Annotated in this window: 18 protein-coding genes; 12 read left to right on the top strand and 6 right to left on the bottom strand. The window is 52.3% G+C overall.

Annotation, left to right across the window (positions count from 1 at the left end):
- The first annotated feature begins 289 nt into the window (after positions 1-289).
- The 5 genes from OGY13_RS12800 to OGY13_RS12780 all read left to right on the top strand — a co-directional run bounded on the left by OGY13_RS12800 (position 290) and on the right by OGY13_RS12780 (position 10,503).
- Entirely contained in the window at positions 290-5,623 is a 5,334-nt protein-coding gene (locus tag OGY13_RS12800) for a peroxidase family protein (RefSeq protein WP_213752246.1), read from the top strand.
- Positions 5,624-5,633: 10 nt separating this feature from the next.
- Complete coding sequence (locus tag OGY13_RS12795; RefSeq protein ID WP_103285216.1) at positions 5,634-7,373, top strand: type I secretion system permease/ATPase; 1,740 nt, start codon at positions 5,634-5,636, stop codon at positions 7,371-7,373.
- Complete coding sequence (locus tag OGY13_RS12790; protein ID WP_182315360.1) at positions 7,373-8,701, top strand: HlyD family type I secretion periplasmic adaptor subunit; 1,329 nt, start codon at positions 7,373-7,375, stop codon at positions 8,699-8,701. The genes OGY13_RS12795 and OGY13_RS12790 overlap by 1 nt, the downstream gene beginning before the upstream one ends.
- Positions 8,702-8,835: 134 nt before the next feature.
- Positions 8,836-9,123: a VF530 family protein gene (locus tag OGY13_RS12785; RefSeq protein ID WP_213752247.1), complete on the top strand. Its 288-nt coding sequence runs from the start codon at positions 8,836-8,838 to the stop codon at positions 9,121-9,123.
- A gap of 12 nt (positions 9,124-9,135) precedes the next feature.
- The gene (locus tag OGY13_RS12780) at positions 9,136-10,503 is read left to right on the top strand and encodes a glycoside hydrolase family 10-like protein (RefSeq protein WP_213752248.1); all 1,368 of its coding nucleotides are present in this window, start codon (positions 9,136-9,138) and stop codon (positions 10,501-10,503) included.
- On the opposite strand, the gene OGY13_RS12775 is transcribed toward OGY13_RS12780, so the two are convergent.
- From OGY13_RS12775 to hdeB, 5 genes are all read right to left on the bottom strand, one after another.
- A complete protein-coding gene (locus OGY13_RS12775) occupies positions 10,500-11,018 on the bottom strand; it encodes a hypothetical protein (protein WP_213752249.1) in 519 nt (172 codons plus the stop codon). The two genes, OGY13_RS12780 and OGY13_RS12775, sit on opposite strands and share 4 nt — an antisense overlap.
- A 54-nt stretch (positions 11,019-11,072) precedes the next feature.
- Complete coding sequence (locus tag OGY13_RS12770; RefSeq protein ID WP_213752250.1) at positions 11,073-12,344, bottom strand: type II toxin-antitoxin system HipA family toxin; 1,272 nt, start codon at positions 12,342-12,344, stop codon at positions 11,073-11,075.
- The gene (locus tag OGY13_RS12765; RefSeq protein WP_032943458.1) at positions 12,337-12,651 is read right to left on the bottom strand and encodes a helix-turn-helix domain-containing protein; all 315 of its coding nucleotides are present in this window, start codon (positions 12,649-12,651) and stop codon (positions 12,337-12,339) included. Before OGY13_RS12765 ends, OGY13_RS12770 begins: the two co-directional genes overlap by 8 nt.
- Positions 12,652-12,827: 176 nt before the next feature.
- On the bottom strand, positions 12,828-14,774 hold the full coding sequence (locus OGY13_RS12760) for a methyl-accepting chemotaxis protein (protein WP_213752251.1): 1,947 nt from the start codon (positions 14,772-14,774) through the stop codon (positions 12,828-12,830).
- Positions 14,775-14,929: 155 nt separating this feature from the next.
- Positions 14,930-15,259, bottom strand: coding sequence for an acid-activated periplasmic chaperone HdeB (gene hdeB, locus OGY13_RS12755; protein WP_003019999.1), 330 nt, complete (start codon positions 15,257-15,259; stop codon positions 14,930-14,932).
- Between the two features lie 401 nt (positions 15,260-15,660).
- On the opposite strand from hdeB, the gene OGY13_RS12750 reads away from it, so the two are divergent.
- The 7 genes from OGY13_RS12750 to OGY13_RS12720 are packed head-to-tail and all read left to right on the top strand — an operon-like array spanning position 15,661 to position 22,578.
- Positions 15,661-16,527 carry a MurR/RpiR family transcriptional regulator gene (locus OGY13_RS12750; protein ID WP_286637651.1) on the top strand — a complete coding sequence of 289 codons (867 nt, stop codon included), beginning with the start codon at positions 15,661-15,663 and terminating at the stop codon, positions 16,525-16,527.
- 14 nt (positions 16,528-16,541) lie between these two features.
- A complete protein-coding gene (ddpX, locus tag OGY13_RS12745; RefSeq protein ID WP_003832991.1) occupies positions 16,542-17,129 on the top strand; it encodes a D-alanyl-D-alanine dipeptidase in 588 nt (195 codons plus the stop codon).
- A gap of 15 nt (positions 17,130-17,144) precedes the next feature.
- Complete coding sequence (locus OGY13_RS12740; protein WP_137377925.1) at positions 17,145-18,707, top strand: ABC transporter substrate-binding protein; 1,563 nt, start codon at positions 17,145-17,147, stop codon at positions 18,705-18,707.
- A 44-nt stretch (positions 18,708-18,751) separates the two neighbouring features.
- The gene (locus tag OGY13_RS12735; RefSeq protein ID WP_008784784.1) at positions 18,752-19,774 is read left to right on the top strand and encodes an ABC transporter permease; all 1,023 of its coding nucleotides are present in this window, start codon (positions 18,752-18,754) and stop codon (positions 19,772-19,774) included.
- A complete protein-coding gene (gene ddpC / locus OGY13_RS12730) occupies positions 19,771-20,667 on the top strand; it encodes a D,D-dipeptide ABC transporter permease (RefSeq protein ID WP_153687242.1) in 897 nt (298 codons plus the stop codon). The genes OGY13_RS12735 and ddpC overlap by 4 nt, the downstream gene beginning before the upstream one ends.
- Positions 20,664-21,650, top strand: coding sequence for an ABC transporter ATP-binding protein (locus OGY13_RS12725; RefSeq protein WP_071446392.1), 987 nt, complete (start codon positions 20,664-20,666; stop codon positions 21,648-21,650). Before ddpC ends, OGY13_RS12725 begins: the two co-directional genes overlap by 4 nt.
- Positions 21,643-22,578, top strand: coding sequence for an ABC transporter ATP-binding protein (locus OGY13_RS12720; protein ID WP_032943466.1), 936 nt, complete (start codon positions 21,643-21,645; stop codon positions 22,576-22,578). The genes OGY13_RS12725 and OGY13_RS12720 overlap by 8 nt, the downstream gene beginning before the upstream one ends.
- Positions 22,579-22,597: 19 nt before the next feature.
- Here the strand turns inward: OGY13_RS12720 and OGY13_RS12715 are convergent, their stop codons facing one another.
- Positions 22,598-23,488, bottom strand: a complete 891-nt coding sequence (locus OGY13_RS12715; RefSeq protein ID WP_213752253.1) for a LysR family transcriptional regulator — start codon at positions 23,486-23,488, stop codon at positions 22,598-22,600.
- Positions 23,489-23,602: the final 114 nt, after the last annotated feature.

Here is a 23,602-nt window from a genome sequence, read left to right as displayed (position 1 = left end):
AAACTTCGTGTCTCAAATATATCTTTGATTTCAATGAGATACGATGATCATTAACCTCTGAAACCTAATATATAAGTGAGGTGAATATCTTATTGTGCTAACTAATCTTCAAACTAATCTTCAGGAGAATAACGCTAATCTGGTCATGGATACATCATTTTTAAAATATGGACTTTTAATCATGCAATAACAATCAGGTATCTGATACGACTCATTCTTCTGTCATTTTTTGTAAGCGGAAGAAAAGAGTGATGATAGCTAATACAGGTAAAGATAGGGGTAATGACTTATGGCCTCACAATATGACTTTACTGTCACTCTGCACGATCTTGCTTTTATTCTTAAGCAGATCAAAATATCCGAAGCGGCAACTAACCCGGATGGCAGCGTTAATGCTGAATTGCTTAGAGAATTAGTTTCAAGTCCGCTATTGCCTTATGGACTTCGCACGGTAGATGGTTCATGGAATAATCTTCTACCGGGTCAGGAGTTATATGGCTCTGCCGACCAGACAATGCCGAGATTAACCGCGTTAAACTGGCAAGATGCGGACCAAATGACCAGTTATATCCAAATTGGTGGCACCGTTATTGATGCCGACCCACGTATTATTAGTAACTTAATTTCCGATCAAACGGCATCTAACCCAGCCGCACTGGAGGTATTTAACGCATTAAAAGATGCTCCCGGCGGGGGGACTATTACAGGAGACGGAGAAACGTTATCCATTCCTAACCAGTCTCCCGATATCGGTCTCTCCCCTGCTTTTAACGGCTGGATGACCTTCTTTGGCCAGTTTTTTGACCACGGTCTGGATTTGATTCCCAAAGGAGGCAACGGTATCGTTTTCATTCCGCTACAGCCGGATGACCCTTTATATGTTGAAGGGTCGTCGACAAACTTTATGCTATTAACCCGGGCAACGGTGGATGAAAACCGAGAGACAGTAAACCTGACTACCCCCTTCATCGACCAAAACCAAACCTACACCTCCCATCCTTCACATCAGATTTTCATCCGCGAATACGTCATTATTGATGGGAAACCTGAGCCTACCGGGAATTTATTAGGCGGTGCGAACGGTGGACTGGCGACCTGGGCCGACGTTAAAAACCAGGCTGAAACTCTGCTTGGCATTAAACTCACCGATCAGGATGTGTTTAATGTTCCCCTGCTGGCTACGGATCGCTATGGTAATTTGATTTTAAGTGAAAATGGAAAGGTACAGATTGTTACCACCGGGGGACTGGTTGAAGCCAACGGCGGTCTGTTGCCTGAGGGAACATTCCGCACCGGACATGCGTTTCTTGATGATATTGCGCATACTGCCGCGCCAAAAGCGGGTCTGCTGGCAGATGATGACACTGCGATTGGGGGCGAAGGAGCGCAACCGGCAGGAACCTATGATAACGAACTGCTCGATCGTCACTTTATTACCGGTGACGGGCGTGGGAACGAAAATATAGGTTTAACCGCGGTGCACGCCGTTTTTCACAGCGAGCATAACCGTCTGGTTGAGCAATATAAAACAACACTGCTGGAAACCGGTGATATCGACCTCATTAATCAGTGGTTGATGCCCAATCATCAAATCACGGAATTACCTGCCGATACCAGTACGCTGGTATGGAACGGTGAGTACCTATTCCAGGCAGGTCGTTTCTCCACGGAAATGCAATATCAGCACCTCGTCTTCGAGGAGTTTGCCCGTACCGTACAACCCGCCGTCGATCCGTTTGTTTTCTCCAACACGGCGGATATAAACCCGATGATCTTTGCCGAGTTTGCGCATGTGGTTTACCGTTTCGGGCATTCAATGCTGACAGAAACCGTGGCGCGCACCGACATTGATATGCAAAGCGGCGATATTGACCTGATTTCAGCATTCCTGAATCCGGTAGCATTTAATCAAATCAACGGGGCCACCGTCACGGACGATCAGGCTATTGGCGCAATTGTGCGTGGTATGACGCGTCAGGTGGGTAACGAAATTGATGAATTTATTACCGATGCTCTGCGTAATAATCTCATCGGCCTGCCCCTCGATTTAGGCGCGCTTAATATAGCCCGTGGCCGTGACACCGCAATGCCGACGCTGAACCAGGCCCGCGAGCAGTTTTTTGCATTAAGCGGTGATAGTCAACTGAAGCCTTATACCAGTTGGGCTGACTTCACTACCTACCTGAAAAATCCCGCTTCAATCATTAACTTTATGGCCGCCTATGGTCAGCATGAGCTGATCCTCAATGCCACCAGCCTTGAAGGTAAGCGTGCAGCGGTAAACTTCCTGTTGTTTGGTGATGCTAACAATGCCCCGCCTGCGGATGCGATGGATTTCTTTAACAGTACCGGAGCGTGGGCAACCAAAGAGACCGGCCTGAATATGGTCGATTTCTGGATTGGCGGGCTGGCAGAGCGCAAAAATGAATTTGGCGGCATGCTCGGCTCAACCTTCAACTTCGTCTTTGAAACACAAATGGAAATGCTTCAGGACGGCGATCGTTTCTACTATCTGAGCCGCGTTCAGGGATTGAACTTACTCAATGAACTGGAGGCCAACTCGTTTTCCGCACTAGTAATGCGTAACAGCGATCTTGGTGATGAGGGATCCTCCCACCTGCCCGCAAATCTGTTCCAGACACCGGACCATATTTTTGAAGTGAACCGCGTGCTGCAAACGGAAATCGACCCGAAATGGGGAAATCCACTGAAGGATCTGCTCTCGCCGTTGTTGGTGCGTCGCGACCCAGGTGTGGATGTTGACGGCGATAGTTTTGCCGATGGCGGGTATCTGAAATATACCGGCGATGGGCATGTGGTGCTTGGAGGGACGGCAGGCAATGATACGTTAATCGGCGGTAAAGGGATCGACAGTCTGTGGGGTGATGGCGGAGATGACCGACTGGACGGCGGCGACGAAGCAGACGTGGTCCATGGTGGTGACGGTGATGACATTATTACCGATACCGGTACGCCTGTTGGTGATGCGGACTTCCTGCACGGTGATGCCGGACATGACGTTATCTTCTCCGGTAACGGAAACGATCTGGTCTTTGGTGGCAGCGGTAGCGACTTCGTGGTGGTCGGCGAAGATGCGCAGGAGGTCTTCTCGGGTCAGGATAACGACTTTGCGCTTGGCGGCTCGGGTGGTGATTTCCTGATGGGCAACGAAGGCGATGACTGGCTGGAAGGCGGCGACGGGTTTGACACGCTGGCGGGTGACAACTCTGAGTTGTTCTTCAACAGTACCATTATCGGTCACGATGTCCTCAACGGTCAGGGTAACGACACCGACTACGATGGCGAAGCCGGTGACGACATCATGGTTCAGGGCGCGGGGATCCAGCGCAATAATGGCATGGCCGGTTTCGACTGGGCAATCCATAAAGGCGACCCAAATGGCGCTAACTCTGACCTTGGGATCCCTATTTTCGTCAACCAGCAGGAGTTTATTCTACGCGACCGTTTTGATCTTGTTGAAGGGCTGTCGGGCTGGAGATACGACGATATCCTGACCGGGACAGAACAGCCGATAGGTACTGCGCCTGTTCAGGGCGTTCCCCTCTCTAACAACCTGACCCAGGAAGGTGCGGATCGGATCACCGGTTTACAGGCTATTCTCGGCGTAGAGCGTTCTACAAATCCGGACGCGGTGCTCCTGAATCCTGATGATGGTAGCGATATTTTACTCGGCGGTGGCGGTAGCGACCGCATTATGGGTAAAGCCGGTAACGATATCATTGATGGTGATGCATGGCTCAACGTGCGTATTGCCGTTACGGGTATGGCAGGGCTCACCAGCGCCGAAGGTATGGCTGAACTGAAATCGTACATGCTGGCCGGCACGCTGAAACCGAATCAGCTGTCGATTGTGCGAGAAATCCTGCATGAAGGTAACGGCACGGAAACTGACGTCGCGGTGTACCGTGATGTCAGCAGCAACTATGTCTTTACCCGTATGGCGGACGGTAGCCTGCGCGTCGATCACGCCACGCCGGATGCCGCGCTGAACCTGAATGATGGCATCGATCGCCTGTTGAACATCGAAAAGCTCGAGTTTGGCGATGGGAAGCAGCTGTGGGTGACGGGGCAACAAGCGACGGGCGATCTGACCATCAGTAACCCTAACCCTTCGGTGGGCGACCTGCTGCGCGTCAACGTGGCGAACTTGCTGGATGGTAACGGGCTGGCGGCGGATGTGGCCATCACCATGACCTGGCAGGCATTCGTCAACGGCCAATGGCGAGATCAGGCAACCGGCGTTGAGTTCAGAGTGCCTGGCACTATTCAGGGCGCACCGCTGCGTGTGGTAGCCAGCTTTAACGACCGCATGGGTGACGCTGAAACCCTGGTGTCGGCACAAACTCAGGCGATCCTACCGCGAAATCAGGCCACGACCGGTGTGCCGGTAATTAACGACCTCACCCCAACTGAAAGCCTGACGCTGACCGCGGTGGTTTCAGGCATTGCTGACGCCGATGGTCTGAGCGGCGGTAATTTCACTTATCAATGGAGAATGAGTTCGCCAACCGGATTCGTCAACATTAACGGTGCGACTTCCGCCACCTATACACCGGGTCAGGCTATGGTTGGCAGAACGTTGCAGGTGGTCGTTACCGTCGTCGACGATGAAGGCAACCCCCCTGTTGTCCTGACGTCGACCACCACCCAGCCCGTGGGCGATCTGATTGTGGGTACCAACGGGGCTAACACCCTCGTCGGTACTCCCTGGAGCGATATCCTACGCGGTGAAGGCGGTAATGACACCTTACTCGGCGGTGCAGGTGACGATCTGCTCATTGGCGGTGCGGGAAACGACAACCTCTCTGGTCAGGCGGGGCAAGATATTCTGCAAGGTGATGCCGGTAATGACACGCTTGATGGCGGGGTTGGTGCCGACAGTATGACCGGCGGCACGGGCGATGATACCTACATCGTTGATGATTTCGGTGATGTAGTTATCGAAGGTGTGAATGGTGGCACGGACGTTGTCCGAACCAACCTCAGCAGCTACGACCTCACCGATAACGTGGAAGAACTGGTATTTACCGGCAGTGGTAGTTTTATCGGTACCGGTAATGCCATTGCTAACACCATTACGGGAGGGACCGGTAACGACTATCTGTTCGGCATGGGCGGTAACGACCAGTTGTTTGGTGGTATCGGGAATGACTTCCTCGATGGCGGAGATGGCGCTGATAACCTGCAAGGCGGAGTTGGTAACGACGTCATGATTGGCGGTGCGGGCGCGGATACCCTTTCCGGCGGTAGCGGGGACGATATTCTCAATGGTCAGGAAGGTAACGACATTCTGGACGGTGGTGCCGGGAGCGATATCTTCGCCTTTGGTGCCAACTTTGGGCAGGACCGAATTACCGGTTTTGACAGTAACCCCAACGGCGGGCAGGACTTCCTTGATCTCGTCTTGTTAGGTATCAACTCGGGTAATTTTGCCAGCAGCGTGTCTATCACCGGAAACAATGGCAACACCATTGTGACTATCGGTACAGATACCATCACATTGGTGGGCGTCAATTCGACCACCGTGAATATTGGTGACTTTTATCTGGAAATGCCCACTACCCTTGCCAGTAACAACGGCAATAGTTCATTGATCGTATAAGGAGAAGACTATGTCGCGCCAGCATACGCCAACAGAACTGAATGATGCATTAAAGGGAACGAAGCCCACTTTTCTGATGCTGTTGTTTTTTAGTTGTGTGATTAATATGCTTATGCTGGCGCCGGCAATTTATATGCTACAGGTTTACGACCGTGTGCTGGTCAGTAAAAATACCACCACGCTGTTAATGTTAACCTTATTGATTGTCGGCTTGTACATCGTTATTGCCATGATTGAATCTGCCCGTGCGCAGGTTATGGTCAGGCTTGGCAACCGGCTTGATATAAAGCTAAGCCAGTTGGTTTTTAACGCAGCCTTTAAAAGAAAGATGGTTACCGGCGATAACAACCCGGCGCAATCTTTAGCCGAACTGGATCAGGTTCGTCAGTTTCTTTCCGGGAATAGTCTATTCGCCTTACTGGATATTCCCTGGACGCCGATATATCTGTTCATCGCCTTTTTGGTCCATCCCCTGCTGGGATACCTTTCTCTCGGCGGAATAACGTTATTATTCATTCTGACGCTGGTATCTGAAATCTCTACCAAGCGCCCGATTCAGCAGGCGCACGCCTTAACCATTAACAATGCCAGCAAGCTGAATAAACAGCTGCAAAACGCCGATGCCATTGAGGCGATGGGGATGCTTTCGACCCTGAAGTCCAACTGGCAGGAGCAACATAACAAAGTGCTGGCACTACAAACGCAGATTGCCGACAAAACGGCCGGGTTAAGCAGCCTCAGCCGCTTTGTGCGGGTGTTGCTGCAATCTATTGCGCTGGGTGCCGGGGCTTTACTGGTGATCGGCGGCCATATTACTCCGGGCTTGATGATCGCCGCCTCGATCATTCTTGGCCGCGTCCTCAACCCGGTAGAACAAGTTATTGGCAGCTGGAAGCAGTTCGTGCAGTTTCGTAGCGCGTGGCATCAGCTCTCAACCTTGCTGAAGGAGTATCCGGCACCGAAAGAGGTACTGACCCTGCCGCGTCCGAACGGCAACATCAGCGTCGAAAGTGTCTTCGCTGCAGCCCCCGGCCAGCCTTCCCCGCTACTGCGTAATATCTCATTCCAGCTGGAGCAAGGTGAAGTTCTGGGGATTATCGGCCCCTCAGCCTCAGGGAAAACCTCGCTGGCAAAGGTTCTGGTTGGCGTCTGGAAACCGATATCAGGGAAAGTCAGATTAGACTGCGCAGATATTTGTCAGTGGGATAAAGCGCTACTAGGCCCGTCTATTGGCTATCTGCCGCAGGATGTGGAACTGTTTGACGGTACCATCGCGCAAAATATTGCCCGCTTCGCGCAGAATGACAGTGAGCTTATCGTCGCCGCCGCATTACTGGCAGGCGTTCATGAGATGATCCTGCGCTTGCCACAAGGTTATGACACGCTGTTGGGCGCAGGTGGATACCAGCTCTCCGGCGGGCAGCGGCAGCGCATCGGACTGGCACGCGCCGTGTATAACAATCCTGCGTTCATCGTGCTTGATGAACCGAATGCTAATCTTGACGACGCGGGCGAATTTGCACTCGTTAAAGCCATCAATACCCTGCGTACACAGGGACAAACTACCGTCATTATCTCACACCGCCCGACGCTGCTCGGCGTGGTCAATAAGGTTTTGCTGCTTAACGATGGCGCCATACAGGAGTTTGGTACCCGCGATCAGGTTTTTGCCCATTTGCGTCAGGCCAACGTACTGAAACCGGTGGCTACGCCTTCTCCATCCACGACTGAACAGCAACGTGAGGCCTGATGATGAAAAAGAATCCCCACAACACGGTATCTGCTGGCGTAGATACCAATATCTGGTCGCCGATTATCCGGGGCGTGATCGTCATTGTGCTTGGTGTCGGTAGTTTTATATTCTGGGCAGTGCAAGCTCCATTAGATGCGGGCGTGGTCGCTGATGGTACGGTAACCGTATCGAGTAACCGCAAAACTATTCAGCATCTGAGCGGCGGTCGGGTAACGGATATCTTTATCAAAGAAGGCGACTTCGTGAAGAAAAATCAGGTTCTCGTCCGGTTGGATAAAATGCAGCTCGAAATGCGTTTCAGCGCGTTAAATGCCCAGTATATTTCTGCAAAAAGTATCGAAGATCGCCTGTTGGCAGAACGCGATGGTCTGGATGCGATCGTCTTTAATACGACGCTGACGCAGCAATTCTCTGGCAATAAACGGCTGACAGAAGTCAGAAATCTGCAGGCCAAGCTTTTCGATACGCGTCGCAAAACGATTCAGGACGAACTGTCGATGATTGAGGAGACGCTCGATGGTCTGGTTGGGCAAACGGATAATCTCAATAAAATAAAAGGCTATCGCGACCACCAGTTTTCCCTGATTAACCGGGAGTTGGGGGCTATTCGCGCGCTGAGCGAAAAGAACTATTACCCCAAAGCGCAATTACTGGTGCTGGAGCGCGAAGCGGCTGAAATATCTGGCAGCGTTTCAGAAGATATTCTTAATATTGCTAAACTGAAATCGCAGCAAAACGAATTAAAAATTAAAGCCTACCAGGTGCGTCATCAATATTTACGTGAAGTTGAGTCTGAACTGACGGAAAACCAAAAAGAAGTGGCAATGCTGGAGGATGAACTGGTGTCCACCCGTCACGAGCTGGATAACACCGAGATCCGCTCACCGATTAACGGTATCGTGCTGGATGTTAAAGTCAGTACCGTGGGCGGCGTCATTCAACCCGGCGAACATCTTATGGATATTGTCGCCGCCGGACAACCCATGCAAATTGATGCCAAAATACCCGTGCATGCCATTGATAAACTGGTCCCCGGCTTAACCGTTGATGTGCTTTTCCCTGCCCTTAACCATGCCCTGTTGCCGTCGGTTCCGGCCCGGGTTCTGACTATCTCGGCGGACCGCTTAATTGATGAAACCACTCAGCAGCCTTACTACCTTGCGGAAGTACAGGTTTCAGCAGAGGGCGCGCGTTTGCTGGGCGATTACAAAATTAAAGCGGGAATGCCCGCCAGCGTGACGATCAAGACCGGTGAACGAACCCTGATGAGTTACCTGTTTAAACCGTTGATTGCCCGTCTGGAACTGGCTTTTAAAGAGTATTGAGCCATCCATTGCCGGTATGGCGTTCGGCTTGTCGCGCCATACCGCTTTCTGCCGTTGCTGGCAGCTTTGCTTTCTTGTAACCTTCTTCCCGTCACACTACTGACAAAATCTGGAACCACTGAACTGGACTTCATATGAATGCTCATATTTCTAAAGACCCTTTACATGGCGTAACGCTTGAAATGCAGGTCAATGCCCTGGTTGAACGTTATGGTTGGGCTGAACTGGCGCAACGCATTAATATCAACTGCTTTAAAAATGAACCGAGCGTTAAATCCAGTCTGAAGTTTCTGCGCCGTACGCCGTGGGCGCGGGCAGAAGTTGAAGCGCTGTACCTTGATTCGCTGCATGACCTGGCCTCAAACACCCCCCCCGAACCGGCCTTCGATCCCTGGGCTAACAGCCGCAATAAAAAGAAATAAGAGCAAAATCAGATGGCAGCATCCGGTTTCTTTTCAGGAAATTATCAGAAAAAACTGGCGAATATTCTCGCCCGTTCTCGTGCCAGACTACCGCTGACCAACATGAAATGGTTTGCTGTACTTGTGGGCAGTATGTTGTTACTTGGCAGCTGTTCTTCACAACCGCCCGGCCCCAAAACCACTCCGCTACCTCCGGTGAGCAAACCACAGCAGAGCAAGGAGCCAGTGCGCGGGATCTGGCTGGCCACGGTTTCTCGTCTTGACTGGCCGCCTATCTCATCCGTGAACATCAGTTCGCCTGCCGTACGCATCAGCCTGCAGCAAAAAGCGCTGACGGATAAGCTGGACAACCTGAAACGGCTTGGTATTAACACCGTTTTTTTCCAGGTTAAGCCCGATGGGACCGCATTGTGGAAGTCAAAGATTCTACCGTGGTCAGATACCCTGACCGGTACGATTGGCCAGGATCCGGGTTACGATCCGCTGCAGTTTATGCTCGATGAAGCGCATAAACGCGGAATGAAAGTTCATGCCTGGCTTAACCCCTACCGCGTGTCCGTAAACACCAAACCTTCGACGGTCTCTGAATTAAACAGCACGCTGTCACAGACGCCGTCCAGCGTATACGTCCTGCATCGGGACTGGATCCGCACTGCGGGCGAGCGTTTTGTGTTAGACCCCGGTATTCCCGACGTGCGCGACTGGATCACCAGCATCGTGGCGGAAGTGGTTGAGAATTACCCGGTTGACGGCGTGCAGTTTGATGATTACTTCTATACCGAATCTCCCGGCTCTGCGCTCAACGACAGCCAGACCTTCAGAAGATACGGCCAGGGATTCGCTTCCAAGGCTGACTGGCGTCGCGATAACACGCAACGGCTGATTGCCCAGGTATCGCGGACCATCAAGAAACTTAAGCCTGAGGTTGAATTCGGCGTCAGTCCTGCGGGCGTGTGGCGCAACCGTTCGCACGATCCAGCGGGCTCCGACACGCGCGGCGCGGCAGCGTATGATGAGTCGTATGCAGACACCCGCCGTTGGGTGCAACTAGGTTTACTGGATTACATTGCACCGCAACTCTACTGGCCTTTTGCCCGTGACGCAGCGCGTTACGATGTACTGGCAAAATGGTGGGCAGATGTCGTGAAATCAACCAACACCCGCCTCTACATTGGTGTAGCGCTGTATAAAGTTGGTGAACCATCGAGAAAAGAGCCAGACTGGACGGTAAAAGGCGGTGTGCCGGAACTGAAAAAGCAGCTCGATTTAAACGAATCCGAACCGTACATCAACGGCACGATCCTGTTTCGCGAAGATTATCTTAATCAACCGCAAACGCAGGAAGCCGTGACCTATATTCGTAATCGTTGGGGACGTTAATAGTTGTCCTGAGTGGGAAGTCTGAGCCAGACGCTCACGTAGCGGGTAAATTTCCCCACAAAAACGCCGGCGAACATGCCGCCTGTAATGATAGCCAGAGCGCTCATTGCGGGTTGACGTAAAACGTCGGGAGCAGTGGCGTTAAGTACGCCAAGAACGTACTTAACGCCAAATGCCAGCAGCATAAATGGCAATGCGGAATAATCTGCCGGACGATGAATACTCCGCGGTGCGCTACTGCGGCTCAAACGGTCTGGGTTAATTAATATGTAGCCAATTATCGCGCCGCTGATAATACCTATCGCCCACTGGATATAGGTAATGAGGGTCGGGTCTCGATAAGTTATTAAATCGTAGATATCCCAGAACAGAAAAATAGCCGGGATCAGCGCCAGCTTTTCCAGCGTGACGGTGGCGGGTGTTCTGGCTTTAATCCCTCTGTAAAGTAGAAAGGCAAACAGCAGATACACCCAAACTGGCGTGTGTTCCAGCATACCCAAGACAAATTCAGCCATAACATTGCCCCGCTCAGATTTAATTCTTCGCTAAGTGTAGCGGCTGTATCTGCGTTACCGGGACATTAACCTACGGACATTATCATCAATTTGTTTCTGAATCGTCTTCAGCGTGGATTGCGTTATCTGATCGGGGTATTTGTCCCTGGCGATAGCGCTCAATGCCGTGGCAAAGTGACAGACTTTTTCGATTATGCCGTTCACATGGTCAGCAGATAACTCAGCTTCCTGAACGCCAAGCGACTGAAGGTGCTTTCTTTCGATATCCAGCGCCTCTCCCAGCACGTCCATTTGGTGATACCCGCCAGGCCCTTCGCACCAGGTGACATCGTAAGCCGGAGCCAGAGTCCAGTCTCCATCGGCTGACATTAAATAGGCAAAATTCTTCGGATGATCGTCGCGGTTGTTAAATGCCACGTTGAAAACCACGCGTTCGAACGCTTTTGCCTTTTCTCTGACATCATTGGTACAAATCTGCGTGGCGCGCAGAAAATCCCGGTAGTCTAAAGCGCCGGGTATCTGGTAATTTGCCCCGGTAAGTGCCGCCAGGCTCTGCATAGGAATACGTATCGACTGGTCTCGGTCGAAACGGCGAGTGGCAAATGCCGCCTGTCCGCCGGGCAGATTGAAATACGCAGTATCGGGCGTGGTGATCCCACATTGGCGCAAGCATTCAGCATAAACCGCTTCGATGGCACATACCTCAGCATGCTCATGCCTGGCGGGAAATTTAATCAGCCAGCTTTCGCTCCCGGGTAGCGGCGCTGTGGTGAATTTAGACGTGACAGTGTCACGATAAAGTAACGCCTTAGGCCTTGCTCCCTGTGGCGAACCGCCCATCTGGAGTAGTTTTTGCAAGAATTCCCCGCCTTCGCCGCTCAGGACTTCCTGAACCTCAGCGGCCAGTTGTGCGAGAGGAACATCCTCTTTTGACAGCGTCTCGGCATCTGACTGAACGGGCTGGAATGTCATGGCGCCCATCGCGTTGTTGCCGACCCAGGTTAAGCGCTCCAATGGACCAATGCGTGCTGCGTTGAGCCCGCGGCGTTTAAATAGTCGGTCCATCAACAGCATACCCCAGCCATCTGGAAGCGAATCATAGACTGGCCCAGGTAATCCCAGCTGATGAGCCGGGAAATCCCTGCGTAAACGGGGACCTTTCAGCGGTAACATCAGTCGGGACAGTTCCAGCCCCTTACGTAAGGCCTCTTCACTGTATTCAAAGGCGATCAACGGACGTCCGGTCAGGGCTGTGGAAGACACCAGTTTGCCCCACAGCCATTTCTCACCCCAGCCTTCATAGAAGACATCAACTTGCTCAGGCATCAGAATTTTTCCTTTTGATCCGCTGACGTGCCGCGCTCTTTTCGTAACGCAAAATATCATCCAGACTATCAATCCGGGGTTTGAATAACCCCTCCAGTGCATCGCCATAGCCTAACACCATCGCGACTTTGACCAGATTCTCAAATCCTACATTTTTCCCCGCTTCCAGATTCGACACGGTATTCACACCGACCCCTGAACGCGCGGCAACATCAGCCTGCGTCATTTGCCGGGCGAGTCGTTCTTTACGCAATCTGTCGCAAAGTAGTTTGACGATATCGGCTGCAGTATTTAGCGTTAAATCCATAATATTGGCTCTTATTGGGATAAAAACGACTTTACACCCAATATTATAGAGTTAAGTTGGGAATGATTCAAAATCTTATAAGACACAATAAAAGGGAGTTAAACCGGAAAATCTTGCTTAAGGGACATTATACTGGAGTTATCCGGGCGCAAGGTCTGTACCCGGATATGGTGTGGTTATCCGGCAACGCCAGGCTCAGGTAATCTGAATGAAGAGACCAGCAATGCCAGTTGTTCCGCCTCCTCTTTCAGCGCCTGCGTCCGTGCTGCGGCATCATCAATTAATGAGGCGTTTTGCTGAACGGTGCTGTCCATTTCGGTAACGGCCAGCGTAACTTCGGAAACGCCCTTACGTTGTTCTTCACCCGCAACGCGTATTTCCCCCATCAACTGGCGCACCTGACGCACATTGTTGACCAGTTCTCCCAGACGTTCACCGGCATTGTGAATTTGCTGACTTCCGCTACCAACATGAGAAACGGATTCATCAATCAATGTTTTAATTTCCTGGGCGGCGGTGGCACTGCGCTGAGCCAGCGTGCGCACTTCGGAGGCCACGACGGCAAACCCTCTGCCAGCATCGCCCGCTCTGGCTGCTTCAACCGCGGCATTCAGGGCGAGAATATTGGTCTGGAACGCAATGCTGTCGATGACCGCGACAATTTCCACCATTCTGCCGGATGAGGCGCTGACGTTATCCATTGTTGAGATCACGCCCTGCATCACATCGCCGCAGCGGTTGGCCGTTTGCGCGGTGCTATCGGATAGCTCATCCGCCAGTTGTGTATTACTGGCGTTTTGATGAACGGTCGCATTTAACTGCTCCATAGCCGCCGAACTCTCTTCCAGCGCAGCGGCCTGCTGCGTTACGCGAGATGAAAGCTCCATATTACTGTCAGCCAGGCTAACGGCGTTATTCGCTACCACTGTGCTACTGCTTCTGACGGTGATCAGGATGGCTGAGATTTTATCGACGAACAGGTTAAACGCCTCGGCGATAGCCGAAATCTCGTCTTTGCCACGAACATCCAGACGACGGGTAAGATCGCCTTCTCCCTGCGCGATGTCATCAAGTGCCTGACGGGTATCATCGAGACGTGAAATCAGTCGACGAACCACCAGCCATGATCCCACCAGCAACAGCGTCATTATAGGGATCAATACTTCCAGAACGTCCTGCATCATCACTTTGGCAAGACCGACAATACGAGATTCCGGGGTTGCAAGTCCTACGACCCAGCCGGTATCTGGCATCGGGAACAGCATTACCTGTGACGCGGTATTCAGGACGTTGTCGTTTGCCAGCGTGATAGTCTTCACCCCATCTGTCGGGCGCAAAGATTTCAGACCGTTTTGCACCGGGATAAGCCACTGCGCGCTTTGCGCCAAATCGTTAATGGTTTTATATTTTGCCAGGTCGGCCTGCGGGAAATAGAGAATTTGTCCCTGCTTGTCTACCACAAATGCGTAACCACCGGTGCTGTTTCCCTGCTGCTGCATGAAAGTGGCGACGTTATCCAGACGGATATCGGTGGTAGCGACACCGGCAAACTTGCCCGCCTGTTGATAAGGCACGCTGCATGTCACCATGTTGACGCCTGAACTGGCATCCTGATAAACGTCAGACCATAAACAGCTGTTTTGTGAATGGCCTTTGGCCAGTTGATACCAGCTTTCATTGTGGTATCCACTCGATCCTTCGACGTTATAATCATTGGAATACACCAGCTTTCCTTCAGCATTACGCGCCCAGAAAAAGCTTCTTTTCTCCACACCTGGGGTGAAGGCGTCTGGTTCTGGCCAGATGCCGCCGCCGGTAATAATCGAGTCTTTACCTTCACCAATAAGATGCGGAACAACGCTTTGGTACAGAGATTCATCGTTAGGCAACACCTCAGCCAATCGCGACAGGCTGACGGTCTCACCTTCAATTCGGGACAATACGGTACTCAACTGACGGGTTAAACCTTGCCCTGTTTCTTCGATCAGGGCGGTGTTGATTTCAACGACGCGCGGCTGACCGCGCCAGAGCATAATCACCACGATAACAAGGCTCGTTACTGCAAGCAGCAGAATGCCGCCGATGGTTAAACGCGTTGAAATACGAGTAGGATACCAGGCCATACAAACTCCTTCTGCAAAAGGCTAACTTTTATCCAGTATCGGCACAGGCGTTTATATCTTTATAAAGTTTTCTTAAGTATTGCAAAACAAACAAGTGACAGCGTCACAAATAACAAAACCCAGCACTTTGGCTGGGTTTTAATAACGGTTTAATCTTATTTAGATAATTCTTTTTTGATTTCGTCTTTTATTTTACTTAATTCACTCTGCGGATGTTTCTTACAAAGTTCAACGGTCAGAGGAACTGCAGTCGTAACGGTTTCGTTATAGTCGACGTAGTCACCACCTTTGAAGTCTTCGTCTTCATTGAGCACCCAGAAGGCCACCGGAGCCATAGTTTGTGGGTTTAAATCAATAAACTCCTGGCAGTTCATGCCTTTCGGAGTCACTTCAGTTTTAGCGTTATCTGTTGCTGCATTGACGCTGACACTGGTTAACAGCGCTGCGACCAGAATACCTGCTGTAGAAAGGGAGAATTTATTCATTGTAGTACTCCATTTATAATATAAATAATATCTACACTTGCGCTTAACACCGTTAATGTAGCTCGCGAAAAATAATACCCCTACCGTCATAAGAATAAAGATTGCTGTTATTGATATGGCTGAAATTTATATTTCCCATTACTGATTCTTATGTCTGAGGGATAAATGTTGCCCACAATGTGATCGTTCCGACGAAATCAGCAGATTCATACCCCTCTTCCTCTACCGTTGCACCAAAACTGAACTACGCTGCACAAATGTTGATCATTGGTTAATGAATGTCGGTTGGTTTTTAACAAAAACAGCCGGCGTGCCGCTGTTACGCACATGGCACGCGTCCTGCATTGTTAATTCGCTAACAGAAATACGGTATCTGACAGGCAACTAACAGCGAGAAGGTAATGACAGCCAAACCAGAGTTATTTACCCGCATAGAGCAAACCTTTAGCCAGCTGACGCCCAGCGAAAAGCGCGTGGCCGGGTGGCTGTTAGCCCATGCTGTGCAGATCCCATTTGAAACCGCGGATGGCATCGCCAAAGCAACCGGAACCAGTGGCATTACCGTCGGACGTTATCTGCGTAAACTGGGCTTTCGTAACCTGGAGGATGCCAAAGCCAGTCTGCGTGAACTGCCCGTTGTTCCGTATCAGCCCTGGGGAATGAATGAACGACTGGACTCCTGGCACCAGCAACAAAGCCTGCCGGATCGGGCACAGCAGTCGCTGTTGCTGGAGATCGACGCTATTACCCACGTCTACCAGCTCGCACAAGGCGAAACGTTTTTACGCATTGCACAGCAGTTGGCGCATGCGGAAGCCGTGTACATCCTCTGGATCCAGTCCACCCGCGGGATCGCCAACGCCTTTTTTAGTCACCTGGAATACCTGCGACCTAAAGTCAGCTACTCCGAAGGCCTGTCCGGCAGTTGGGTTGAGTCGCTGAACTCGGGATTCAGCCAGCCTTACGTGGTTATTACCGATATGCGCGCCTACTCCGCTATTTCGCGACAATATTGCCGTGTCGCCACAGAGCGCTGCATTCCGCTGGCGCTCATTACCGATGTGTGGTGCCCATGGGCCAGGGATTATTCCATTGATTTACTTCAGGTAAAAACTGACACCGGGCATTTCTGGGACTCACTGGCACCGGTGAGCTGTCTGTTCAACTTATTACTTTCTGCGGTGGTAGCGCAACTGGGTGACACCCTCGCAGGACGCCTGCAAACCAATCGCCAGTTACAACAACAATTTGGTCAATTCGAACAATAAACAGGAAACGTGCTATGTCAGAACTCCCAGAACTGGTCGATCTGTCGGTGATATTTCCGTCGCTGCATATCGATCTTAAATACGCTACTGCCGACAACATTACCGGCGCACCAATCTACCGGGAAGCGCGTTGTCTGTTGCACACTGAGGCGGTTACCGCGCTGGCTAAAAGCATCAGCATTGCGCAACTGGCCGGCCTGCAGCTTGTGGTGTACGACGCGTATCGCCCCCAGCAGGCGCAGGCGATACTGTGGAATGCCTGTCCCGACCCACAGTATGTTGTCGATGTCGCAATTGGTTCCAATCACAGTCGGGGTACGGCCATTGACGTCACGTTGATGGACGATCGCGGCCATCTCCTTGATATGGGGGCCGGTTTTGATGAAATGCACGACCGTTCCCATGCCTGGCATCCATCTGTTCCTCCGGCAGCGCAGCGTAACCGCCTGCTGCTCAATGCCATTATGTTTGGCGGTGGTTTTGTCGGTATCAACAGCGAGTGGTGGCATTTTGAATTACCTGATGCCGCCCGTTACCCGCTGCTTGACGATCAAATAGATTGTTACACTGTCACGCCCATAACAACACAACATCCCCTTTAATTCTGGAGCCTGGTTATGAAGACTACACCTGCGTTAAACGCGTTTTTCCGCCCCGCTCTGATAGCCGTTGCGTTAGCGTTTGCCCTGCCCGCCGCACAGGCTGCCGTTCCCAAAGATATGTTGGTGATTGGTAAAGCCGCCGATCCGCAGACGCTCGACCCCGCCGTGACCATCGATAACAATGACTGGACGGTCACCTATCCTTCCTACCAGCGGTTGGTTCAATACAAAACCGACGGAGGCAAAGGCTCCACGGAAGTTGAAGGTGATTTAGCCAGCGGCTGGAAAGCATCTGACGATCAGAAAGAGTGGACGTTTACCCTGAAAAACGATGCCAAATTCGCCGACGGAACGCCGGTAACGGCAGATGCGGTAAAGCAATCCTTTGAACGTTTACTCAAAATTGGTCAGGGACCTGCGGAGGCTTTCCCAAAAGATCTGAAGGTCGACGTCATTGATAACAACACGGTGAAATTTACCCTCAGCCAGCCGTTTGCCCCGTTTCTGTATACGCTGGCAAATGACGGTGCCTCAATCATTAACCCGGCCATCTTAAAAGAGCATGCCGCAGACGATGCCCGCGGATTCCTGGCGCAGAACACGGCAGGCTCTGGTCCCTTTATGCTGAAGAGTTGGCAAAAGGGACAACAACTGGTACTGGTGCCGAACCCGCATTATACCGGGGCGAAACCGGCATTTAAGCGCGTCTCAGTCAAAATCATTGGTGAAAGCGCCTCCCGTCGCCTGCAACTGTCACGTGGTGATATCGACATTGCCGATGCGCTTCCTGTTGACCAGCTTGCCGCTTTAAAACAGGAAGGCAAAGTGAACGTGGCGGATTATCCCTCATTGCGCGTGACCTATCTGTATCTCAACAACAGTAAAGCGCCGCTCAATCAGGTGGATTTACGTCGCGCCATCTCGTGGGCCACCGATTATAAAGGCATGGTCAACGGGATCCTGAGCGGCAACGGGAAGCAAATGCGTGGCCCGATCCCTGAAGGCATGTGGGGTTTTGACGACAAGGCCATGCAGTACAGCTTTGATGAAGCCAAAGCCAAAGCAGCGTGGGACAAAGTTGCCACCAAACCTGAAAGCCTGAGCTTCCTGTACTCCGATAATGACCCTAACTGGGAACCTATCGCGCTCGCCACCCAGGCAAGCCTTGGCAAACTGGGCATTAAGGTGAAACTGGAAAAACTGGCAAACGCCACCATGCGCGACCGCGTGGGCAAAGGTGATTACGACATTGCCATTGGCAACTGGAGTCCGGATTTTGCCGACCCGTACATGTTTATGAACTACTGGTTTGAGTCAGATAAGAAAGGCTTGCCGGGTAACCGTTCGTTCTATGAAAACGGTGAGGTCGATAAACTGCTGCGCAGCGCGCTGGCCACAACCGATCAGGTGGCCAGAACCAATGACTACCAGCAGGCGCAAACCATCGTGATTGATGAAGCGGCCTACGTCTATTTATTCCAGAAAAACTATCAGCTGGCGATGAACAAAGACGTCAAAGGATTTGTATTCAACCCCATGCTGGAACAGGTCTTCAATATCTCCACCATGAGTAAATAAGCCACGTTTATGCGGAGCCGCTCTGGCTCCGCAAGGGGAAGCTAATGACGTTCTGGAGTATTTTACGCCAGCGATGCTGGGGACTTATTCTGGTGGTTATCGGTGTTTGCGTAATCACCTTTATTATTTCACACCTGATACCTGGCGACCCCGCGCGGCTGCTGGCGGGTGACCGTGCCAGCGATGAAATTGTCGAAAATATTCGCCAACAGTTGGGGCTGAATCAGCCGCTGTATGTCCAGTTTTTTCGCTATGTCAGCGATATTTTTCACGGCGATTTAGGCATATCCATTCGCACCGGGCGTCCGGTACTGGATGAGCTGCGCATTTTCTTCCCCGCGACCCTTGAATTGGCTTTCTGCTCTTTGTTGCTGGCGCTGGTGATAGGTATCCCGCTGGGTATTTTGTCTGCGGTCTGGCGTAACCGCTGGCTTGATCACCTTGTTCGGCTAATGGCAATTACCGGTATCTCCACGCCTGCATTCTGGCTGGGGCTGGGGGTTATCGTGCTGTTTTACGGTCATCTGCAAATTTTACCCGGCGGTGGGCGTTTAGACGACTGGCTGGATCCACCTGCTCACGTCACCGGTTTCTACCTGATTGATGCTCTGCTGGAAGGCAACGGCGAAGTCTTTTTCAATGCGCTTCAGCACCTGATTTTGCCATCGCTGACATTGGCTTTTGTACATCTTGGGATCGTTGCTCGTCAGATTCGTTCCGCCATGCTGGAGCAACTGAGTGAAGATTACATACGTACCGCCCGCGCCAGCGGGCTCCCGGGCTGGTACATCGTGCTGTGCTATGCATTGCCTAACGCACTTATCCCATCAATCACCGTCCTCGGCCTGGCGCTGGGCGATCTGCTCTACGGTGCGGTTTTGACCGAAACGGTCTTTGCCTGGCCTGGCATGGGTGCCTGGGTGGTGACCTCAATTCAGGCACTCGACTTCCCGGCGGTAATGGGATTTGCGGTGGTGGTCTCGTTCGCCTATGTGCTGGTCAACTTGGTGGTGGATTTACTCTATCTGTGGGTAGACCCTCGAATTGGACGTGGAGGTGCTGAATGATGCTCACACAAGAAACACCGACCCACCCTCAGACAGCACGTCGCCGCACGGACTGGGCTAAACTGTTCTGGATGATGAAAAGTAGCCCGCTGACGCTGGTTGGCGGGGTCATCATCGTATTGATACTGCTGCTGATGGTGCTGTCGCCGTGGATAACACCCCACGATCCGAATGCCATCAATTTGAGTGCGCGCCTGCTGCCCCCGTCAGCCGCTCACTGGTTTGGAACCGATGAAGTCGGTCGCGATCTGTTCAGCCGCGTTCTGGTAGGAAGTCAGCAATCTGTCGTTGCGGGTCTGGTGGTAGTGGGTATCGCCGGGGGATTGGGTTCACTGCTGGGTTGCTTGTCGGGTGTCATGGGCGGGCGTGCCGACGCGATAATTATGCGGATGATGGACATTATGCTGTCCATTCCTTCGCTGGTGCTGACGATGGCGTTAGCCGCCGCGCTGGGTCCAAGCCTGTTTAACGCCATGCTGGCGATTGCAATCGTCCGTATCCCTTTCTATGTACGCCTCGCCCGTGGTCAGACGTTAGTGGTACGCCAGTTTACTTTTGTACAGGCTGCCCGGACCTACGGCGCTTCACGCTGGCATCTGATTAGCTGGCACATTTTACGCAATTCTCTGCCGCCGCTCATTGTTCAGGCGTCGCTGGATATCGGCAGTGCGATCCTGATGGCTGCCACGCTCGGGTTTATCGGTCTGGGCGCCCAGCAGCCCAGCGCTGAATGGGGGGCGATGGTCGCAATTGGCCGCAATTACGTGCTTGATCAGTGGTGGTATTGTGCTTTTCCCGGCGCCGCCATTCTGATTACCGCCGTGGGCTTTAATCTCTTTGGCGATGGTATTCGCGATCTGCTGGATCCGAAAGCCGGAGGAAAACAGTCATGACACAACCCGTACTGGAAATCGAAGATTTGCATCTGAGTTTCCCCGGCTATAAAGCTGACGTGCATGCGCTGAACCATGTATCACTGCACATCAACCGCGGAGAAATCGTTGGTGTGGTGGGTGAATCCGGTTCCGGTAAGTCCGTGACCGCCATGCTCACCATGCGTCTGCTACCGGAGGGAAGCTATCGTATTCACCAGGGACGCGTTTCGCTGCTGGGTGAAGATGTGCTCAACGCCAGTGAGAAACAAATGCGCCAATGGCGCGGTGCACGTGTCGCGATGATCTTTCAGGAGCCCATGACGGCACTGAATCCGACCCGCCGTATCGGCCAGCAAATGGTGGAGGTGATCCGCCATCATCAGGCGTTAAGCCGCACGGATGCCCGCCAGAAAGCCGTCGCTCTACTCGAAGAGATGCAAATCCCGGACGCGCCGGAGGTCATGAAACGATTTCCGTTTGAGCTTTCCGGCGGTATGCGCCAACGCGTGATGATTGCGCTGGCCTTTTCGTGCGAGCCGGAGCTTATCATTGCCGATGAACCGACCACTGCTCTGGACGTCACGGTGCAACTGCAGGTGCTGCGTTTGCTGAAGTTAAAAGCGCGCGCCAGTGGAACAGCCGTGTTATTTATCAGCCATGATATGGCGGTGGTTTCACAGTTATGCGACCGGTTGTACGTCATGTATGCCGGGAGCGTGATTGAGAGTGGCCCGACGCAAACCGTTATTCAACGCCCGACGCACCCCTATTCCATCGGCTTGCTGAAATGTGCGCCGGAACACGGCGAACCGCGCACATTGCTGCCCGCCATTCCCGGCACCGTGCCGAACCTAACCTGCTTACCTGCCGGATGCGCGTTTCGCGACCGCTGCTTTGCCGCTGGTCCTCGTTGTGAAGAAACGCCGGCGTTAAGTAGTCAGGGAGGTGCAGATCAACAATCTGCCTGCTGGTATCCGCAACTGGAGACAACACATGTCTGATTTTTTACTGGCGCTGCAGGATGTTCATGTCAACTTTCCTGCGCGTAAAAACTGGCTTGGCAAGGTTACGGAACGGGTGCATGCGCTCAACGGTCTGGATTTACAGATTCGCCAGGGTGAAACGCTGGGGATTGTTGGCGAATCCGGCTGTGGAAAAAGTACGCTGGCGCAACTGTTGATGGGCATGTTGAAACCCAGTCAGGGAAGCTATTCTCGCCGTGGTGATAAGCAGCATAACGGTATGCAAATGGTCTTTCAGGACCCTCTTTCATCACTGGACCCGCGCTTACCGGTGTGGCGGATAATTACCGAACCGGTGTGGATCCAAAAACGGAGCCCGGAACGTGAACGACGCATGCTTGCCGAGGATTTGGCACGGCAGGTGGGGATTCGTCCTGAATATCTCGACCGCTTGCCGCACGCGTTTTCCGGTGGACAGCGCCAACGTATTGCTATTGCCCGGGCGCTATCGTCAGAGCCGGATGTTATCGTCCTCGATGAGCCCACTTCAGCGCTGGATATCTCCGTGCAGGCGCAAATTCTCAACCTGCTGGTGTCGTTACAGGCGCGCAGAAACCTGACCTACGTATTGATATCGCATAACGTGTCGGTGGTCCGCCATATGAGCGACCGTGTGGCGGTGATGTACCTCGGGCAAATTGTTGAGCTGGGTGATGCCCAACAGGTTCTCACTCACCCCGCCCATCCGTACACACGATTATTGCTGGACTCGGTACCTAAAACGGGCGCACCGCTGGCGGAAGATTTGGTGTTACGTAAAACCGAGCTACCGGGAAACCGAACGTTGCCCCAGGGCTGCTTTTTCCGTGACAGATGTCCATTGGCAACCCACGGTTGTGAGAAAAAACAGGCATTGCTGAAGAGTGATACCGGCTGTGACGTTCGCTGCTGGCGGGCGGTTACATGACCTGAGCCGTTGAGAAAAGTCAGGTGCGATACGCCTTTTTCAGTGAATCCACCAGCACCTCGGAAGCGGTAGATAATTTATGATGCGCCGAACGCAAAACCCCGATCCGACGCTGAATCACCGGCGTATCCAGATCGATACAGGTTGCGCCTAACTCTGTCATTTGCGTGCGGCATAGTGCAGGTACGGCGCTAACGCCCAGACCGTTAGCCACCAGACGGCCAACGGTTACCAGCTGATGGCTCTCCAGCGCTACTTCCAGCGTATGTCCGCTTTGCACCAGTTGTTCTTCCAGCATCAGCCGCACGGCGGACGGGCGTTGCAGGGTGATAAAATCCAGCGTCAGCAGTTCGCGCCACGCAATACGATCCCTGTCTGCCAGCCGACAGGTTGGCGGCACAATCGCGATAAAACGATCCACGCCGAGCGGCGTGAAATGCAGATGTCCCGAATAGTCCGGCTCGAAGGCTATGCCCATCTCGACCCGCCCTTCACTGACCATTTCAATCACGTGTTCATTGATCACATCATGAACCGTTACGTTGATACCGGAATAAGAATCACGAAATGTTTTCAGTACCGATGGCAGGACGTTGGCGGCAAATGAGGGCATGGCGGCGATCGATATTTTACCGCGCTGCAGCGTAAAGCGCTGGCGCATGGCTTCTTCCGTATTCTCCCAGTCCGCCAGCAGCTGTCGCCCCATATTCAGCAGCGTTTCTCCCTCCTGCGTCAGGGTCACTTTGCGGGTCGTTCTTAACAGTAACGCCCCGCCCAGCGAATCTTCCAGTCCTTTAATCGCCAGGCTTAACGCGGGTTGCGACATATTCAGTCTTTCGCTGGCATGAGCAAAATTCAGAGTGTGAGCTACCGCTAAAAACGCGCGTAACTGTTTGATGCTCATTCCCATTTCGCATTCCTTTAACTTGTTGAATACCTTTAATTAACATTAAATTGATAAAAAAACCCAATGAGTGAGTCACAAATTTAAAATTAACAAATCATTTTTCACCCCCAATGATGT

This window comes from Citrobacter sp. Cpo045 (assembly GCF_030332875.1).
Taxonomy (GTDB): Bacteria; Pseudomonadota; Gammaproteobacteria; order Enterobacterales; family Enterobacteriaceae; genus Citrobacter; species Citrobacter portucalensis.
This window is presented reverse-complemented; position numbering and strand designations above follow the sequence as displayed.

What these genes read in the sequence shown, in the direction of transcription:
- OGY13_RS12800 (WP_213752246.1), top strand. Translation starts at nt 290, where the DNA reads ATGGCCTCACAATATGACTTTACTGTCACTCTGCACGATCTTGCTTTT.
- OGY13_RS12795 (WP_103285216.1), top strand. Translation starts at nt 5,634, where the DNA reads ATGTCGCGCCAGCATACGCCAACAGAACTGAATGATGCATTAAAGGGA.
- OGY13_RS12790 (WP_182315360.1), top strand. Translation starts at nt 7,373, where the DNA reads ATGATGAAAAAGAATCCCCACAACACGGTATCTGCTGGCGTAGATACC.
- OGY13_RS12785 (WP_213752247.1), top strand. Translation starts at nt 8,836, where the DNA reads ATGAATGCTCATATTTCTAAAGACCCTTTACATGGCGTAACGCTTGAA.
- OGY13_RS12780 (WP_213752248.1), top strand. Translation starts at nt 9,136, where the DNA reads ATGGCAGCATCCGGTTTCTTTTCAGGAAATTATCAGAAAAAACTGGCG.
- OGY13_RS12775 (WP_213752249.1), bottom strand. Translation starts at nt 11,018, where the DNA reads ATGGCTGAATTTGTCTTGGGTATGCTGGAACACACGCCAGTTTGGGTG.
- OGY13_RS12770 (WP_213752250.1), bottom strand. Translation starts at nt 12,344, where the DNA reads ATGCCTGAGCAAGTTGATGTCTTCTATGAAGGCTGGGGTGAGAAATGG.
- OGY13_RS12765 (WP_032943458.1), bottom strand. Translation starts at nt 12,651, where the DNA reads ATGGATTTAACGCTAAATACTGCAGCCGATATCGTCAAACTACTTTGC.
- OGY13_RS12760 (WP_213752251.1), bottom strand. Translation starts at nt 14,774, where the DNA reads ATGGCCTGGTATCCTACTCGTATTTCAACGCGTTTAACCATCGGCGGC.
- hdeB (WP_003019999.1), bottom strand. Translation starts at nt 15,259, where the DNA reads ATGAATAAATTCTCCCTTTCTACAGCAGGTATTCTGGTCGCAGCGCTG.
- OGY13_RS12750 (WP_286637651.1), top strand. Translation starts at nt 15,661, where the DNA reads ATGACAGCCAAACCAGAGTTATTTACCCGCATAGAGCAAACCTTTAGC.
- ddpX (WP_003832991.1), top strand. Translation starts at nt 16,542, where the DNA reads ATGTCAGAACTCCCAGAACTGGTCGATCTGTCGGTGATATTTCCGTCG.
- OGY13_RS12740 (WP_137377925.1), top strand. Translation starts at nt 17,145, where the DNA reads ATGAAGACTACACCTGCGTTAAACGCGTTTTTCCGCCCCGCTCTGATA.
- OGY13_RS12735 (WP_008784784.1), top strand. Translation starts at nt 18,752, where the DNA reads ATGACGTTCTGGAGTATTTTACGCCAGCGATGCTGGGGACTTATTCTG.
- ddpC (WP_153687242.1), top strand. Translation starts at nt 19,771, where the DNA reads ATGATGCTCACACAAGAAACACCGACCCACCCTCAGACAGCACGTCGC.
- OGY13_RS12725 (WP_071446392.1), top strand. Translation starts at nt 20,664, where the DNA reads ATGACACAACCCGTACTGGAAATCGAAGATTTGCATCTGAGTTTCCCC.
- OGY13_RS12720 (WP_032943466.1), top strand. Translation starts at nt 21,643, where the DNA reads ATGTCTGATTTTTTACTGGCGCTGCAGGATGTTCATGTCAACTTTCCT.
- OGY13_RS12715 (WP_213752253.1), bottom strand. Translation starts at nt 23,488, where the DNA reads ATGGGAATGAGCATCAAACAGTTACGCGCGTTTTTAGCGGTAGCTCAC.